The 17,542-nt window shown below is 47.8% G+C and carries 13 protein-coding genes; all 13 read right to left on the bottom strand.

The genetic code is table 11. The features are described from left to right. Positions 1-3 precede the first annotated feature (3 nt). The 13 genes from MLD56_RS00320 to spoIIE all read right to left on the bottom strand — a co-directional run bounded on the left by MLD56_RS00320 (position 4) and on the right by spoIIE (position 17,089). Positions 4-1,626, bottom strand: a complete 1,623-nt coding sequence (locus MLD56_RS00320) for an anthranilate synthase component I family protein (protein WP_029514631.1) — start codon at positions 1,624-1,626, stop codon at positions 4-6. Positions 1,627-1,752: 126 nt separating this feature from the next. Next, positions 1,753-2,691 (bottom strand): cysteine synthase A, encoded by a 939-nt coding sequence (gene cysK / locus MLD56_RS00315; protein WP_029514630.1) that lies wholly within the window; start codon positions 2,689-2,691, stop codon positions 1,753-1,755. 239 nt (positions 2,692-2,930) lie between these two features. Next, positions 2,931-3,875, bottom strand: a complete 945-nt coding sequence (locus MLD56_RS00310) for a peptidyl-prolyl cis-trans isomerase (RefSeq protein WP_029514629.1) — start codon at positions 3,873-3,875, stop codon at positions 2,931-2,933. Between the two features lie 20 nt (positions 3,876-3,895). Continuing rightward, positions 3,896-4,780, bottom strand: coding sequence for an Hsp33 family molecular chaperone HslO (gene hslO, locus MLD56_RS00305; protein WP_025718327.1), 885 nt, complete (start codon positions 4,778-4,780; stop codon positions 3,896-3,898). Positions 4,781-4,998: 218 nt separating this feature from the next. After that, on the bottom strand, positions 4,999-5,766 hold the full coding sequence (locus tag MLD56_RS00300) for a type III pantothenate kinase (protein WP_013308148.1): 768 nt from the start codon (positions 5,764-5,766) through the stop codon (positions 4,999-5,001). Between the two features lie 6 nt (positions 5,767-5,772). Continuing rightward, positions 5,773-6,663 (bottom strand): carboxylating nicotinate-nucleotide diphosphorylase, encoded by an 891-nt coding sequence (gene nadC, locus MLD56_RS00295; protein WP_029514628.1) that lies wholly within the window; start codon positions 6,661-6,663, stop codon positions 5,773-5,775. Then, on the bottom strand, positions 6,653-8,266 hold the full coding sequence (gene nadB, locus MLD56_RS00290; RefSeq protein ID WP_029514627.1) for an L-aspartate oxidase: 1,614 nt from the start codon (positions 8,264-8,266) through the stop codon (positions 6,653-6,655). The genes nadC and nadB overlap by 11 nt, the downstream gene beginning before the upstream one ends. 277 nt (positions 8,267-8,543) lie before the next feature. After that, positions 8,544-10,583, bottom strand: coding sequence for an ATP-dependent zinc metalloprotease FtsH (gene ftsH / locus MLD56_RS00285; RefSeq protein ID WP_029514626.1), 2,040 nt, complete (start codon positions 10,581-10,583; stop codon positions 8,544-8,546). A gap of 97 nt (positions 10,584-10,680) precedes the next feature. Next, entirely contained in the window at positions 10,681-11,220 is a 540-nt protein-coding gene (gene hpt, locus MLD56_RS00280; RefSeq protein ID WP_023986447.1) for a hypoxanthine phosphoribosyltransferase, read from the bottom strand. Positions 11,221-11,267: 47 nt separating this feature from the next. After that, complete coding sequence (tilS, locus tag MLD56_RS00275; RefSeq protein WP_241113448.1) at positions 11,268-12,716, bottom strand: tRNA lysidine(34) synthetase TilS; 1,449 nt, start codon at positions 12,714-12,716, stop codon at positions 11,268-11,270. Between the two features lie 66 nt (positions 12,717-12,782). Next, the gene (locus MLD56_RS00270; RefSeq protein ID WP_023986445.1) at positions 12,783-13,721 is read right to left on the bottom strand and encodes a protein kinase domain-containing protein; all 939 of its coding nucleotides are present in this window, start codon (positions 13,719-13,721) and stop codon (positions 12,783-12,785) included. Continuing rightward, positions 13,705-14,454, bottom strand: a complete 750-nt coding sequence (locus MLD56_RS00265) for a vWA domain-containing protein (RefSeq protein ID WP_029514624.1) — start codon at positions 14,452-14,454, stop codon at positions 13,705-13,707. The genes MLD56_RS00270 and MLD56_RS00265 overlap by 17 nt, the downstream gene beginning before the upstream one ends. Positions 14,455-14,581: 127 nt before the next feature. Continuing rightward, positions 14,582-17,089: a stage II sporulation protein E gene (gene spoIIE, locus MLD56_RS00260; protein WP_029514623.1), complete on the bottom strand. Its 2,508-nt coding sequence runs from the start codon at positions 17,087-17,089 to the stop codon at positions 14,582-14,584. Positions 17,090-17,542 lie beyond the last annotated feature (453 nt).

Here is a 17,542-nt window from a genome sequence, read left to right as displayed (position 1 = left end):
GACTCACCCTCCTGTGATACCGCTTCTGCTCAAAGCGGCTTCTTCTTCACCACATTGTACCGCCTTCATGACAGCTTTGGCCTTGTTCCGACATTCCCGATATTCCCTGTACGGGTCTGAATCAATGACGATCCCCGCACCTGTCTGTAAATAGGCAGTGCTGCCTTTAACAGCTAGTGTTCTTATTATAATATTTAATTCCATATTACCGTTATAGTCAATCCATCCAAGGGACCCAGTATAAGGCCCCCGCCGGACAGGCTCTAATTCTTCGATGATTTCCATCGTGCGCACCTTGGGTGCCCCGGTAATGGTTCCGCCTGGAAAAGTAGCCGCAATTACATCTATAGCTGTACGACCTGAGGCTAACTTCCCCTCCACCTGAGAAACCAAATGCATAACGTGCGAATAATACTCGACAGTCAGCAGTTCAGGTACATGCACCGATCCGTATTCGGCAATCCGTCCGATATCGTTACGCTCCAGATCGACGAGCATAATATGCTCGGCGCGTTCTTTTTCGCTTGATAGAAGCTCTGCTGCCATAGTGGCATCTTCATCCGGTGTTAGCCCCCTTCTTCTCGTACCTGCAATAGGTCGGGCGCTCACACGTCCATCCTCCAGCTTCACCAACAATTCTGGCGATCCACTGACGATCCGTAAATCCGGCATACGCAGCATACCCATATAAGGGGATGGATTCAGCAGACGAAGCCATTCATATATATTCTCAGGAAGGGCTGCAAGCGTACGTTGCTGACGAATCGACAAGTTAACCTGGAATACATCCCCTTGGGCAATATATTCCTGCACACGTCTTACGGCCTGTTCAAAATCTTGTTGGCTGAATGCCGCTGTCCAACCTTCAGATTCTTGATGAGCAGCCTCTAATCCTTTTTCGGACAGCCGAGCACAACGGCGAGGATGAGCTGGATCAGTCTCTCCCGCATGTATGATGTTCTTCCACTGAGTCAGCATGCGTTCTGCACGTTGGACCGCTTCGGCATAAAGTTTGCCAAGTATCGATATGGTCTCATCCACCATAAGCTCATTAGCCAAATCAGTCTGGCTACTGAATTCACCGGAGCGGGCAGGATTGGGCATATGAACAGCACAATATATGCAGGATTTTTCGTGATCATAAATCCATAACTCATTCACCCTCATCCATACATAATCAGGTATGCCCGTATCGTCTGCAGCTTGAGATGGCAAACGCTCCAACGAGCGAGCTACATCGTATCCAAGATAACCCGCAAATCCTCCAGAGAAAAAGGGCATGCCAGGTACACGCGGTGCACGGTAAGGAGCGATCCAGTTGTTCATGACTTTCAAAGGTTGACCATGTATATCTCCATGCTTCCCACTTTGCAAGTCAGTCCAAACTGCATGTTCTCCCTTGCCTTCCAATACAGCAACCGGATTTAAGGCCAGATAGGTGTACCTCCCACCTTTAGCGCTCTCCAGCAAAAAGGCATATGGCGACGAATCCTCCCAAGCCTTCCGCCACGATGACGGTAGCCCTCCCACGGGTAATGGGTACTCAGCGATATAGGGAAGTATGCTCCAGCCTTCCTCCTGCCAAACCTGCCACTGCGCCTCCGTCACTCTAGCTGTCGATTTCATCCGTGTGTGCTTCCCCTTCCCAACTTTTCAATAAGTCTACATTCTCTCCTTAAAAAGAAACCCCCACTCCCCTGCAACAGGGAAATGAGGGAATCCTTACGTATAGTATACACAATTACGACATAATTACAGCTCGAAATTGTACAGTGGTGTACTCAGGTAACGTTCTCCATTACTTGGAATAATGACAACGATCCGTTTACCCTTGCCCAATTGCTTAGCAAGTTTCAAAGCCGCATGGACAGCCGCGCCAGATGAAATACCGGACAAAATGCCCTCTTCCTTGGCCACTCTACGTGCTACCTCGAAAGCTTCGTCGTTTTCTACATGAATAATTTCATCATAGATATCACGGTTTAAAATTTCAGGAATAAAGTTGGCACCCAACCCTTGGATCTTGTGGGGTCCTGGCTTACCGCCTGCTAACAGCGGGGAAGAGGCAGGTTCTACGGCCACAACTTTAATATCAGGGAATTCTTTCTTAAGCACTTCACCGGCTCCAGAAATGGTTCCGCCAGTACCTATTCCCGCTATAAAAGCGTCCAGAGTTCCGCCAATGGAATGAATGGCTTCCACAATCTCAGGACCGGTCGTTTCACGGTGAATTTTGATATTAGCTTTGTTCTTGAACTGCTCAGCAGCAAAATAATCCGGATTTTCACTCAGCAATTCTTCCATTTTCTTAACGGACCCGTTCATGCCTTCTGATCCTGGTGTTAACACAAGTTCGGCTCCATAAGCGCGCAACAAATTACGACGCTCTATGCTCATCGTTTCTGGCATAACGATGACTGCCTTATAGCCCTTCGCAGCAGCAACCATAGCCAAGCCGATTCCTGTGTTACCGCTAGTTGCTTCAATAATGGTACCGCCTGGCTTAAGCAGACCTTCACGTTCAGCTTCTTCTACCATACTAATCGCAATACGGTCTTTTACACTGGAGCCTGGGTTCTGATATTCCAGTTTCAAATAGATTTCGGCGCTATCTTCCGGTACGATCCGGTTGAGGCGAACAAGGGGGGTTTCCCCGATAAGTTCGGTGATGTTATTAACAACTTTAGCCATGATAATTCCTCCCTGACTGTAGATGATATATTAAAAAATGCGAAATCATATTGTAGATCATTCTTAGTCAATCAATTTAATTTTGTACCGTTCATTTAATTTCCGATAAAAATAGTGGGTTTTATACGCTAATCATAACAATCTTCAATTCCAATGTCAATACAAGTGAGTAAGCTGCGATGCTGTCAACCCGCGTTATCAGCATCGCGCTTCCTTCAAACCAATATTCTTTCACTACGTTACAGAGAAGCGGAGGATGCATTCTTTTCAGATAAAATACGCGCTCCATACTTATCACGCAGACTCTTCTCAACCTCTTCCAAAGGAGCGGCTTGTGCAAGCGCAAGAGATCGACGAATTTGCTGCCGGATCTGCTGCTTATCCGGAGAATTCTTCAACCGGACATCCTGTACATAAATGACAGCATAGCCATCGTTAACAGAGATTGGACCCGCAACATCCCCAGAGCTTAGCTCTCTCGCCGCCTTCATAATCGCCTCCGGTTGAAATGGATCATATTCATCCACCCATCCCAGCTGTCCACTGCTATCTTTGTCGAAAGGCTTACGTGAATGCTCTTGAATCAGCACATCGAAGCTCTCCCCCTGCTTAACCCGGTCTAGCAGCGCTTCTGCCTCCTCCGCATTATCCACATAAAGAGCTGCCAATTGGATCTGCTTACCGACGGCAAATTCCTCGGGATGCTGCTCCCAATACTCGTCAATCTCAGCTTCCCGAACTTGAATACCCTGCGTAGCTATTTTCTCCAAACCAATCCGGTATTCCGCTTCATTCCGCAAGTCAACCGGATCTAAGCCAAACTGTCGCTGCATTTCATCAAAGTAGGTATGATCTGATTCATACCCTTTACTATCCTGCTCCAGCACCTGCTGTAAGTCCTCTTGGGTGATCTTGATACCGAGACGCTTGGTTTCAGCCTGCACGGCTTTACGATTCAACATTTGCAACAGCGTATTGGTTCCATATCGCTTTTTCAGTTCCGCTACCCACTGTTCCTCCGATATGCCTTCCTGACCCATCTCCGCCACAGTATGATCGCCGTCATCCTTGCTTACATCACCCGGCTTTGACAGCCCCCGAAGCATGATAAGACCACCCAAGGCGGCGACGCTAACGGTCAGAATAATGACAGCTGTCCATAATCCCTTTTCCCGTGTAGTCATCGCTTGCACCGCCCATCCGGTTAGGCTTTGGCTTGATCTAACAGATTTTGCAGCTCATCTTTATTAAACTGATAAGCCTCATTACAAAAGTGACATACGACCTCAGCCTGTCCTTCTTCCTCAATTAACTGCTCTAATTCGCTTTCTCCCAAACTGATCAATGTTTTTTCCACGCGCTCACGTGAACACTCACATTGAAAATGGATATCCAATTCATCGAGAATCCGAACGTCCGGCAACATCCAGCGCAGCATTTCATCAAGTTCCAACCCTTGATCCAGCAAAGCGGTAACGGGCGGAATGGAGCTGACTGCATTTTCGATCGCAGTTATCTCATCATCATTCAAGCCTGGAAGCAATTGAATAATAAATCCACCGGCCACAATAACCGAGTTATCAGTATCTACCAGCACACCCAAGCCCACCGCTGACGGGGTCTGCTCCGATTTGGCAAAATAATAGGTAAAGTCCTCACCCAGTTCACCGGAAATAATCGGAGTACTGCCGCGATACGGTTCTTTTAACCCCAAATCCTTGATGATATGAATGAACCCCTCTGTACCTACAGCACCCGCTACATCCAGTTTGCCCATACTATTGCTCGGCAAATGCACATGTGGTTCAGTAACATAACCTCGCACTTCCCCTACAGCATTGGCATCAACGACGATTTGCCCAATCGGTCCATCACCTTTAACTTGAATGGTTAATCGCTCTTTGCCTTTTAGCATAGAACCCATAATAGCTCCTGCTGTGAGGGTTCGCCCCAAAGCAGCGGTAGCCGTTGGATACGTATCATGTCTTCTCCGCAATTCCTCTACCAATTGAGTTGTCCGAACAGCAAAAGCTCTAACCCTCCCATCCATGGCTGTGCCACGAATAAGTCGATCCTGCTTATTTTCCATATTGATATCCTCCCCTATTCTCCAGGACAGCTATGCTGCTTATTTTCGTTAGTATTGCTCATCATTGAAGCATAATTTCCTACTATATAAACAACCTGCATCGACAGATCACGCGAATTGTTCAAAAACGTAACATATTTCAGTATAGACGAAAAACGCCGCTAATCCAAACCGATAAGATCATCGGTTGGACGCAGCGGCAGCTTATATCCACTTTTTTATTCAGCGTTACGTTGGTAAATGATACGTAATCCTTCGAGCGTCAACATCGGCAACACTTTCTGAATGCTCTCTGTCTCTGATGCGATTAGCTCTGCAAGACCTCCGGTAGCAATAACCGTAGGCTCCGCCTGCATTTCTTCCTTAATGCGCCTCACAATGCCATCCACTTGCCCAGCATAACCGAAGATAATCCCAGCTTGCATGGCATGAACCGTATTACGACCAATAACCTTTTTGGGTTTCTCCAACTCGATGCGGGGCAGCTTGGAAGCCCGTTGATACAGTGCCTCTGTCGAAATCCCGATACCCGGTACAATTACACCACCCAGGTAGTTTCCCTTATCGTCAATACAATCAAACGTCGTCGCGGTTCCAAAATCCACCACAACCAGCGGCCCGCCGAACCGTTCGACAGCCGCAACAGCGTTCACGATCCGATCCGCACCTACTTCACGCGGATTCTCATAACGCAGGTTAAGACCGGTCTTGATTCCCGGTCCGACGATTAACGGCGTTTTGCCTATGTATTTATCGCACATTTCTTCTAATACACGGACCAATGGCGGAACGACAGAGGAAATAATAACTCCTTGGATGTCATCCTTTAATACGCCACCCATACTAAAAAGATTATGTATGAGTACGCCGTATTCATCTGCGGTTGCCTGTCTGGAGGTGCTTATCCGGTAATGGTGCAACAGCTCCCGCCCTTCGTACATCCCCAGAACAATATTGGTATTACCTACATCCACTACAAGAATCAATGGGTGTCACCTATCTTTCTTTGCGTTAAGGTCAAGGCTGATATCCAGACTATGAAAAGAGTATGTCAGCCTGCCTACAGAAATCACATCTACGCCACTCTCAGCCATCTCACGCACTGTATCCAGCGATACATTGCCCGAGGCTTCTGTTTTGACATGTGGTGCCCGTTCCCGAATGAACCGAACGGCTTCCTTCATATCTGGGGCAGACATGTTATCCAGCATAATGATATCCGCCCCAGCTTCCAGGGCTTCCTGCACTTGTTTCATGTTTTCCGTCTCTACTTCAATCGTCATCGTATGCGGTATATTAGCGCGCGCTCGACTCACAGCTTGTTCAATCCCACCTGCGCCCTTAATATGATTATCCTTAATCATAACAGCATCGTACAGGCCAAAGCGATGATTCGAGCCACCGCCTACACGAACAGCATACTTCTCCAGCAGCCGATGTCCCGGTGTTGTTTTGCGTGTATCCACCAAGCGGGTGGACAAACCATGCAATTGTTCTATAAAAGCTCGAGTCCGCGTGGCAATGCCAGACATTCGTTGTAGCAAATTTAACGCCAGTCGCTCTCCAGTCAAAATCGCATGGGTACTTCCATTCACTTCAGCCAAAACGCTTCCCTTTTCAATCCACTGTCCATCGGTCACCAGCGGAGTAAACGACAAGGAAGGGTCCACTACCTGAAATACAAGGGCAGCCACGGGTAAACCCGCAACTACGCCGCTCTCCTTGGCATGAATGACAGCCTTGGATTGGTGGCCCTGCTCAATCGTCCAGCGCGTGGTCACATCGCCAGAGCCCGTATCTTCTCGCAGCCAGCTGCGAATTTGTGCCGTCAGTTCCTCCTGATATCCACTAAACTCTCCATAAAGCTCGCTGTTAGATGTCATGAACGTACTCCTCCGTTATCCCTTGATCACGTCGCTGCTGGACATGCTTTCGCCAGGCGCTATCATCTGTCTCAGGAAAATCCTCGCGATAATGCGCTCCCCGGCTCTCCTCACGCAGTAACGCACAATCTGTTACTAATAAAGCACATGTGAGCAAATTGGCAAATTCGATCTCTTCCCGGCTAGCGATCACAGCCCCGAAAATAGGCATTTGCCCTTGCAGCTCATCTAATGCTGCTTGCAGCCCCTCGCCGTGCCGACGAACTCCAGCATAACGAACCATTGCTTCTTGCAGCTTAAGCCGTTGCTCCGTGACGGATGAAGCCGGGAACTCTGTGCGGTTATCGCTATAAGATATCAACGTATGGCCGACCAGCGGTGGCAATGAATGCAGTCGCTCAATAATCCTACTGGCGAATACAATAGCTTCAGATAATGAATTGCTCGCAAGACGATTAGCTCCGTGAACACCTGTAGAAGAGGTCTCCCCGCAGGCGAATAAACGCGCAATGGAGCTTTCCCCGTGTAAATTGGTCTGAACACCACCCATCATATAATGGGCAGCAGGCGCAATGGGAATCCAGTCTGTCGTCATATCCAAACCAAATGACAGACATGTCCGATAAATGGTTGGAAAACGTCGCTTCACCCGCTCAGGCGGCTCATGCGTAATATCCAAGTATACAAACGCAGCTTGGGTGCGTTCCATCTCATGAATGATAGCACGAGCTACGATATCTCTGGGTGCAAGCTCCTGCCGTGAATCATACTTGTCCATGAAGCGTTCTCCGTGAATATTGCGTAACACGGCTCCTTCTCCCCGTACAGCTTCGGAAATTAGAAACCTTGGAGCGCCCGGATGGCACAACGCCGTAGGATGAAACTGTATGAATTCCATATCCCGGACAATCGCCCCAGCACGATACGCCATAGCAATACCATCCCCGGTTGCAATATCCGGGTTAGTCGTATAACGGTATAATTGCCCGCTACCTCCTGAGCACAAAATCGTTGCATTAGCAGTGATATACGACCTTTCCCCACCTGGCTTTTGGACGAGGGCCCCAATACACTCACCATGCTCAGTCAGCAGGTCGACGACCATGCACTCTTCCCACACTTCGATACCGGGATGAGCAGCAACCTGCTTTGACAACGCACGAACAATTTCATAACCCGTAGCGTCCCCATTCGCATGCAAAATACGCCGATGGCTATGCGCTCCTTCCCGTGTCAATGCTAGTTCACCATCCACACGATCAAAAGCCGTTCCCATACGTATTAACTCTTGAATACCACCTGGACCTTCATGGACAAGCGTTCTGACCGCCTCTGGTTCGCACAAACCTGCACCAGCAATCAGGGTGTCCTGCATATGATAAGCAGGTGTATCCTCATCCGATGTGACAGCAGCAATGCCGCCTTGAGCATAACGTGTGTTGCTTTCCATCAAAGTCTTCTTGGTGATCAGCAACACTTTCCGATTCTCTGCAGCCTTAATGGCTGTATATAAGCCCGCAATGCCCGAGCCGATAATTAACACGTCGGCTTCCAATCGGGTCAATTCCGCTACATCAAAATCAACTAGATATCTTGGAATCATGACTTCACCTGATTTCACAGAAGAATAGCGCACACCATAGGTTCTACAGTATGCGCTCACGTATATGTTCAAAATAATAGAAAGTCGATTGCAGCAGCTGTTGGCTTTTATAAGCTAAGAAGACGACAGCCGTTTATTTAACAATAAATGTACACAACGTTCCGGTGTCTGTCAAATCACGTTAGCAATAATCTTCCATTTAAAAAGCTCCGGAAAACCAATAATACCTGGTTCCCCGGAGCTTGCATATAAGCTTATTCAACTATCCATTGAATGATTAGGTTGTTGTCGGTGGAGTACCACCGGAGTTGCCCGAATTGTTGTCATCCTCTGGCTTTTGCAGATTAGGGATATCATTCGGTTGATCTGTTGTATTCTTAGGCTCTTCATCCTTACCTTGAATACGTACACGGACGTCTCCAATGTTGTCGATCACAGGCTCACCGTTTTCCGGTGTTCCTTCTCCCTCAGTCGTGCCACCATCCAAAGAACCTGTCTCAATCAAACGTTTGATTTGTTCAAGTTCCAAGGTTTCTTCTACCAGCAAGGTTTGAGCAATCAAATGAACCTCTTTGGAATACTTGGTCAGGAGTTCTCTAGCACGCTCATAAGATTCAGTGATGAAACGATTCATCTCCTGGTCAATCTGATAAGCGATCTGATCACTGTAGTTCTGCTCATGACCGATATCGCGTCCAAGGAATACTTGGCCTTGTGAAGTACCGAACTGCATCGGACCAAGTTTCTCACTCATACCATATTCTACGATCATGCTGCGTGCAATGCTTGTTGCTTGTTGGAAGTCGCTATAGGCTCCTGTTCCGATCTCACCAATGAACAGTTCCTCGGATACGCGTCCACCCAACAATCCAGTGATTTTGTCCAGCAATTCCTGCTTGGTTGTCAGCATGCGGTCTTCCTTCGGAAGCATAATGACATATCCGCCTGCACGTCCACGTGGAATAATCGTTACCTTGTGAACCATGTCGGCATTTTCCAAGAAGAAACCAATAATCGTATGGCCTGCTTCATGATAAGCAACAATTCGTTTCTCGCGGTCACTGATTACGCGGCTGCGTTTTTCTGTACCTACGATAACACGGTCGATGGCTTCATCTACTTCTCGCATCGAAATATCCCTGCGGTTACGACGAGCCGCCAACAAGGCAGCTTCGTTCAACAGATTTTCGAGATCAGCGCCTGTAAAGCCTGTTGTACGTTTCGCAATTACGTCCAATTTAACATCCTTCGTTAACGGCTTGTTGCGAGCATGTACATACAATACTGCTTCACGGCCTTTAACATCTGGACGGTCAACCGTAATTTGCCGGTCAAAACGTCCTGGACGAAGCAACGCCGGGTCTAGAATATCCGGACGGTTTGTAGCAGCTACGATGATAATACCTTCGTTTGCGCCGAATCCATCCATTTCTACGAGCAATTGGTTGAGCGTCTGCTCACGTTCATCATGTCCGCCACCCAATCCAGCGCCACGTTGACGTCCAACGGCATCAATCTCATCAATGAAAATGATACAAGGTGCGTTCTTCTTAGCGTTCTCGAACAAATCGCGAACACGGGAAGCACCGACCCCGACAAACATTTCTACAAAATCAGAACCTGAGATACTGAAAAACGGTACTCCAGCCTCGCCTGCAACAGCTCTTGCCAAGAGTGTTTTACCCGTACCTGGAGGGCCCACTAACAGAACACCTTTCGGGATACGAGCGCCCACAGCTGCAAACTTGCGTGGGTCCTTCAAGAATTCTACGACTTCGACAAGCTCCTGCTTCTCTTCGTCAGCCCCTGCCACGTCCTCGAACGTAACCTTCTTCTTCTCTTCGTTATACAGACGGGCTTTGCTCTTGCCGAAGTTCATAACTTTGCCGCCACCGCCCTGTGCCTGATTAAACAGGAAGAAGAACAACAGGAACATGATCACCAAAGGAATGATAGAAGTCAAAAACGTCAGCCAGATGCTTTCGCCTTCCATTTTCTTCTGTACATATTCAAACCCGTTCGTTTCGCTGGCATTTACCAGTTCACTTAGTGCTTGATCCGTTGGTGGAACATATACGGAAAAATTGGTCGATTTAGCATTAGCCGGCTGCTTCTTATATGCACCGGTTACAAGATAGGCGTAACCGTCAAATTGGACCGTTACTTTAGAGATGTTATTAGCTTTAACCTCTTGCCGTAATTGGTCATATCTAGGGAGATCGGAGGCTTCGTTACTGTTACTAACAAACTGAACGATACCCACCACAACTAAAAAAAGAATCAAATAAAAACCAGAATTCCGGATGAACCGATTCATCCCCTACCTCCTCTCGAGACACTTAAGTTATTTTACCATAGCCTGTAAGTCCTTCTCAACAAAGGGCCTTATTTAGTCCTAGGACTGGAGGCTGAGATTAGCTGGTATAGATTTCCGGCTTCAAAATCCCTATGTATGGGAGGTTCCGGTAGTGCTCGGCATAGTCCAGACCATAGCCGACAACAAACGCATCTGGAAGCGTAAATCCAGTATAATCTGCTTCAAGATTAACCGTCCGGCGTGCAGGCTTGTCGAACAAGGTTACGACACATACCGAATTGGCATTACGATTCTTGAGCAGTTCAATCAAATGTGTCAGCGTCAGGCCGCTGTCGATAATATCTTCGACAATCAGAACGTCGCGTCCTTCCACAGATGCGTCCAAATCCTTAATGATTTTGATGATACCTGAGGATTTTGTGGACGCTCCATAACTTGATACAGCCATGAAATCAAGCTCCAATGGCACTGTAATGGATTTAACCAAATCAGCCATAAAGATAAACGCACCTTTCAGTACGCAAATCACCAATGGATTTTTCCCTTCATATTTTACGCTGAGCTGTGCACCCAATTCCTTAATTTTACTCTGAATTTCTTCTTCGCTGATCAATATTTCCTGAATATCATTTTGCAACGGTGTAAACCTCCTAAGTTTATACTATGAAAGCCGTTCCTGTGCAATTACCGGTGCCCCGGACTCTCTCGTCTTTGCCATGACATATATATAACCGAAGACGTGTGCTCTTGCACCGCGGCATGTACAGAACGTCGTACGCCCGGAATCCAGAGAATAGCTCCAGAGTGGTCGCAGACGATGGGAATAACGGAACGCATTGAAGGAGGTATTTTTTCATTAATAAAAATATCTTTAACCTTTTTTCTTCCGTTTAATCCCATTACATACATGGTATCTCCAGGTAATCGCGAGCGTACAGTCAAAGGCAGACTCAATTGATCTGCGTCGAACCACGCTTCCTCCTTATTGGCCGGATGATCCCCATCCAAATAGGAAGCCCTTCGCCACCGGAGTATACCACCCGCTTCAGGCAACTCTAGCTCACCGGAAATAGGCAATACACTTAGTCCATAGCACCATTCGCCCATAACGACTTGCGTACGGTCAAACAAAACCGCTTGGTCATATTCGCGGACTCCAACCGCACCGCCTCCCAAATCCAAACTCCATGTAGACGATGCCTCTTGGAGAAGTCTTAGTCGAACGGTCTCAATTTTACGAAAATCAAAATTTTCACTGTCCGAAGGCAGATAATTTAATATTAGTTTAATCAACCTCCGTTGTAAAGCAACGGGTAGCTTACGGTATGAAGCGATGGGAAACATGTACCTGCCATTATCCAAGCTCACCATTTTCTCGTATGCTGACAGCGTAGATGCCTCCATAAAGTCATTTTCGTCAGCCATCGTTTCGGCCAGCCGGTTCAGGGATGGTGTCAGTCGCTCATTATATTGCCCCAAAAAAGGAAGCACATCCATGCGGATGGCGTTACGGCGGTATTTGGACGATAAATTAGTGCTGTCTATCACGTAGGAAAGACCATACAAGTTACAAAACTCAATCAGGTCAGCCTTGTACATACGTAGCAGCGGGCGAATGAGTTGCACATTTTTTTCATTGCGTGCCAAACGCATACCCGCCAAACCTGCTGGGCCGCTACCACGCAGCAAGTGCAAAAGAACTGTTTCGGCTTGATCGTCGCCGTGGTGAGCCATTGCAATATGCTGTGCTTCCCACTTTGTAGCCATATCATGTAAAAAGCTGTAGCGCAGCTCGCGTGCTGCTTCCTGTGGTCCCTTACCACTCTCCTTCATATAAGCGGGTACATCGACCCGATTCATTTCAAATGGAAGTTCAAGCTTTCGGGCAATATTGCGTACCACTTCAGCCTCCGCATCCGATTCCTCTGGTCTGAATCCATGATGAACGTGAGCGCAGACGAGTTGTAAAGGCATATGTATAACGGATATTTCATGTAAAATGTGCAAAAGGGCCACCGAATCCGGCCCACCGGATACAGCAACCACAATGCGGTCTCCGGGGCTCCACAGTGAATGATCTCGCGCCAAGGCGAGCACTTCCTGTACAACACCGGTCGGTTTTGTTGTTCCCATTCCCGACCCTCTTTTCTCCCTACCGTAAAAATGATGATCATCTGTTATCTTATGTAAGTCATGCTGCTACCTTAACGCAATCCAGAGCGCTCCGGCAAGCAGCAAAAGCGATACCGTGAAAGCATATCCCAGCCAGCGTGGATTCCCTCTTTTGACCGACGATTGCCTGACATGTGCGGAAGCCAAACGTGACCAAGATCGGGCCGCTGCACGAGTATCGGAATATTCTCCACGCACTGCACCCAGTAGCCATTCGGCATAGGGGCGTAATACACGGCTGCGGCGAATGATGACCGTCAATTCTGCCGTATTACGCAACTGTGGCAGCCTGCTGGCAGCCGCCTTTAACGATTCGCTCTCCAATATATGAATCGTTAGAAGAGCGAAGGCAAACAGGTCATACTGGGAATCGGCATTTCGGCTGCCAGCATTCCAAAATCCCCTGTCATACCATTCTGTAAATTGTTTAACACTCCGGCCAGCAAGAGACACCCCACCGTAGTCAATTAATTCAGCCTCTCCATAGGCATTGACCAAAATATTCTGCGGCTTCAGGTCGCCAAACACCCACCCTGCCTGATGGAGATCCGCCAGACGATTCAGTATACCGGTTCCAGCCACGCCATACCATTCCGGCCCTTTGGCTGCCACAAAGCGATGAAGTGGATCACCCTTAACGTACCGCATAACATAAAAGGGTATCTCTCCGCTGCGTAACACTACATCATCCACCTCAAACAAAAAGGAAGGATTTCCATTTCGCTGGAGGGCGGCCTGAGTGCCCTGAGACTGCAATGTGGTCAGCACATTAATCTCCGATTGCAGATCAAGCGTGTTCTTCCCCATTTTCAGAGCAAATTGCCGATCGGCCTGTGCTTCTTTTACCAAATATACAGTTCCGTTCGCTCCCCGGCCCAGCAAGCGCTGGATGACATAGCTGCTCCGCTTCCACTTGCCCTTGATGACCGTTCCGGGTGCAAGAACGGGATCAGACGACGTAGTCACCGAGCATCCCTTCTCCTTTGCCATAGGATTCTTCCAGATCTTTCTGTTCCCCTAGTGTAACATATCGGTAATAATCAATCACTTGTAAAATGGCAGGACCTGTCGGCGTCGCCCCTTTCATCCGCAAGCGTCCAAATATCGATTTGATCTGGTTAAGCTCAGAGGTCCAACCGATATCCATGACTGCGTCTTCTCCCATTTTGCCGCCCGGAAAATGAAATACCGATAGACGGCTGTGTCCGCTTCTCGACTGCAAGCTGAGCAGCAAATCGCGAATGCTGTCCTCTACAGCAGGCAGCTTGGGCTTCATGCTCGCACTTGCATCAATGAGCAAGGCAATCTCCAGGGTGCTTGTTTCTGTCAGCTCGTCCATCACCTCAACTACTTGGGCTCGTTTTGCCGGAGGAAGTTCACCGATATGTTTGGCGCCACCCTCGCCCAAAATGTGCGTTAACTCTCTATTAACCGCCTGCTGAATGGTTTGAACCACCGTTTTGCGCGTCATCATCTGCATGGTCTGTGCCAACTGCTTCGTCCCAACGATTTGGCTAAACCCTCCCCCTGCTTTAGCAATTTCTTGAATCTCCGCGCTGCCAAGCTCGCCAATAGTTCCATAATCTATGACTCCGGCGACATTCACTGTAATACCTTCCCGTAGAGCTTGGGCAGCCGCCATGACTGGACTAACACCTACATTTGAGCACCCGTCTGTTATGATCAAAATTTGCTTCATCGTTTTTTGGCCTCCGCTTCCTCTTAATCTATTCCGATAGATTCTATCTTTGCCTAATCCGGAACGATTCAAACGAAGGATGCGGATTTTTAAAAAGCGAATAAGGAATTTCCCGGGCAATGTCGGATTAGCTCACCGTCCGTGGACGTTCCAACCACCTCATGCCAGGTACATGGAGAGTTGCCCATTCTGGGCGGAAGTGATCTATTTTACTAACGACTACTGTCATATCGTCATAGATTTGATTTTGTTGGTATCGAATAACCCGTTCTAGCAAACAGTCGGCCAACTGCTGAGGATCTTCGCTTTCAATCTCCTGAATCATGCGTTTCATCCATATTTCCTTATTAACCGCGTACCCCGGTGAGTCGTATATACCGTCTGTAATCATAATGAGAATATCACCCGGCTGGAGCTGCAGGGATACCAAATCAATTTCAATATCCTGTATAATGCCAATCGGCAAATTGCTGGCAGATACGGGAATGACCTCCTCTCCTCTTTTAATAAAGCTTGGCGTAGACCCAATTTTCATAAAGGTTGTCTGGGCCGTATACTGATCAATCAGCGCCATATCGACCGTAGCATACATTTCCTCAGGTGATCGCAGCATCAGGACAGAGTTAACCGACTTGATCGCCAATTTTTCGTCCATACCCGATTGCAGTAATTCCTCTAAAATGTTAAGTGCTGCACTGCTCTCTTGCTGCGCGCGCTCTCCGTTCCCCATACCATCGCTTAACGAGACTGCAAAAGTCCCGTTCCCTAGCTCCATCATGCTGTAGCTATCTCCTGAGAAAAAATCGCCTCCTTTGGCGGCGCTAGCTACCCCTGTAGCAATCTCATACGTTTTAGCAGAACCGAACATGACTGTAGCTAAGCCTTGGCGGCGATCTGCCTCCGTTTCGCGCATCACAGCTATATGCTCGTCCAGTATGTCCGACAGCAGTGGAGCAATGATTTTCCGACATTCATCAAATCCCCTTGTATAGGCATGGACAATCTCTATTTCTACCTGACCTGCATCCAGGTTAATAATCTCAATAGATTGGATGGACAATCCCAGTCTATCAAGAGCCTCTCGTATTTGCTCCTCCTGCCGATGCATGGTCTGCCCTTCCCGCTGAATTTCTCGCGCTAAATCCTCCATAATTTGTGATACACCCGATAGCTGGTCAGCAACAAGCTGACGACTATCGTATACTTGGCGCTTCCACTGCATATTATGTTGGTAGAGGCTATACTGCTGCTTCATCACTTGCAGGACAGCGCCCGTTTTAGCACATGCCTTGCTCCATTGCGGGGGTATCTGCTCCGGCTCCAAATCCGGGTTATCCTCAATGGCGCTCATCATTTCCGTCATATACTGATGGGTTTGCATAAACTTGCCGTCCCAGCACTGCTCACACTTGAAGCAGGAGGCACATGTCCCTTCGGCCACCGCATTCATAAAATGTTCGATTTCTCCGTCCGACTTCGTACTCTCACTCGCAGATATCTGGTGAAAGCTGCGGGATAACTGACTGAATACACGGGAAAACTTCGTTACCCGCTCTGCGGTGAGATCGCGAACCCTTTTGGCATATTCATGCTGAGATTTAGCATGGTCCTGCGTACCGGGAACATAGGTAGAAACCGCTTTAAAGAAACTTTTTGGGGTCATTAAAAATAATAGAATCGCCGCACAGCTCTCCCAGGTTGACGTCAGCACGTCCCCGGTCCCATCCAAATAGATCGTCAGAATGGAGGAGCCTAGCAGCATCCCAAGCGCAACAGCACCTTTTTTCCCTTCACGCAGCATCCCTGCCAGCAAACCTGCAAAAGCGAGTAAACTCATCTGCACAATTGCAGACATATTGGCCAAGCTTAAAATTAAACCGGTAATTACACCGACCGATGCACCCAGCGAAGCACCTCCCACCAAAGCAAACACCAAGACCAAATATCGCGACAATACATGATCGACAGACAATGAATGAACAGTCCATCCTACTGCTCCCGTCATCACAGAGGCTAATAATATAATAAGACATAAAATTTCCTCATTTTTGAGCTGGCTTGTCTTCTTGCGGTAAGTAAACAACGGTATGGCCTGTGTAAATACCAGCGTAAGCATAAAGCTGAGAACCGCATCCGTTCCCACAATGATAAGTTCATACCATGTGAAAGTTGGAGCCATCACGGCGTTAAATAAATTGACCATAAACACAGACAAGAAAACCATAAGCGGAGCATAGGATAGTTCCAGACGATCGAAGGTTCGTAACCCGCGATACAGGAAATAAAATACCAGTAGCTCACCACCAATCATAAATAACGATGGGTAAGGAGCTAACAGGCTGCCTAACACAACGGATACAGCTACAGGCAGCATCAGGTCACGCCGAAGGAACGTTATGACCGCAAAATAAGCGAGGGCAAAAGGAGAAAGCTCGTCCAAAATAGTGGCGCGTCCCAGTAGAACTCCCATAGCCGACAATAGCAGCATCCATCTTTGCGCTGTTACCCATTGCACCACTTTATGTGAATCCAGCCGTTTTCTGAGTCTGGAAGACCAACCTTCCGTACGCTCTTTGGATTTGGACTTTCTAGATTTTAACCCCGGAAAATGTACCACGTTCCATTTCTCCATCATGCGTCAGGCACCCCATTCATCAATTTGATGTTCCCATCTTAAACCGGAATGATTGAGAAAGTTTGTCAGAACCTCACGTCTTATTCCAAGAAATTTCCGACAAAAAAACGTTCTGCGCGAAAGGACAGAGCATCACCTTGAACATCAAGCTACGCCCGTATGGAAGCAGATGGAAGTTGCGTCTCTTAACTCCTTGCTTGACCTCTCTATGTCGTCCATCACTATGACCAAGACTAGCGATTTGCACAGAAGATAGACGGAAAACCGTTGGAGTTTGTCGGACGATTATGTCCTCACGACAAAAAAAACATTCGCTTTCCAGCACGAATGCTTCCTCGTCTTCATCAAAATTGCGAATCTCATAAAATACATGTATAACGATAACCGGATTTATCGCCCACAGCCATTGCGTGTCGCATCTATTGTCGGTAGAACGCAAAAAAACCGTAGCAG

Origin of the sequence: Paenibacillus peoriae (genome assembly GCF_022531965.1) — a bacterium.
In the GTDB taxonomy this organism is placed as follows: Bacteria; Bacillota; Bacilli; order Paenibacillales; family Paenibacillaceae; genus Paenibacillus; species Paenibacillus polymyxa_D.
The sequence above is the reverse complement of the archived record's forward strand: the minus strand, read 5'-3'. Positions and strand labels throughout refer to the sequence as shown.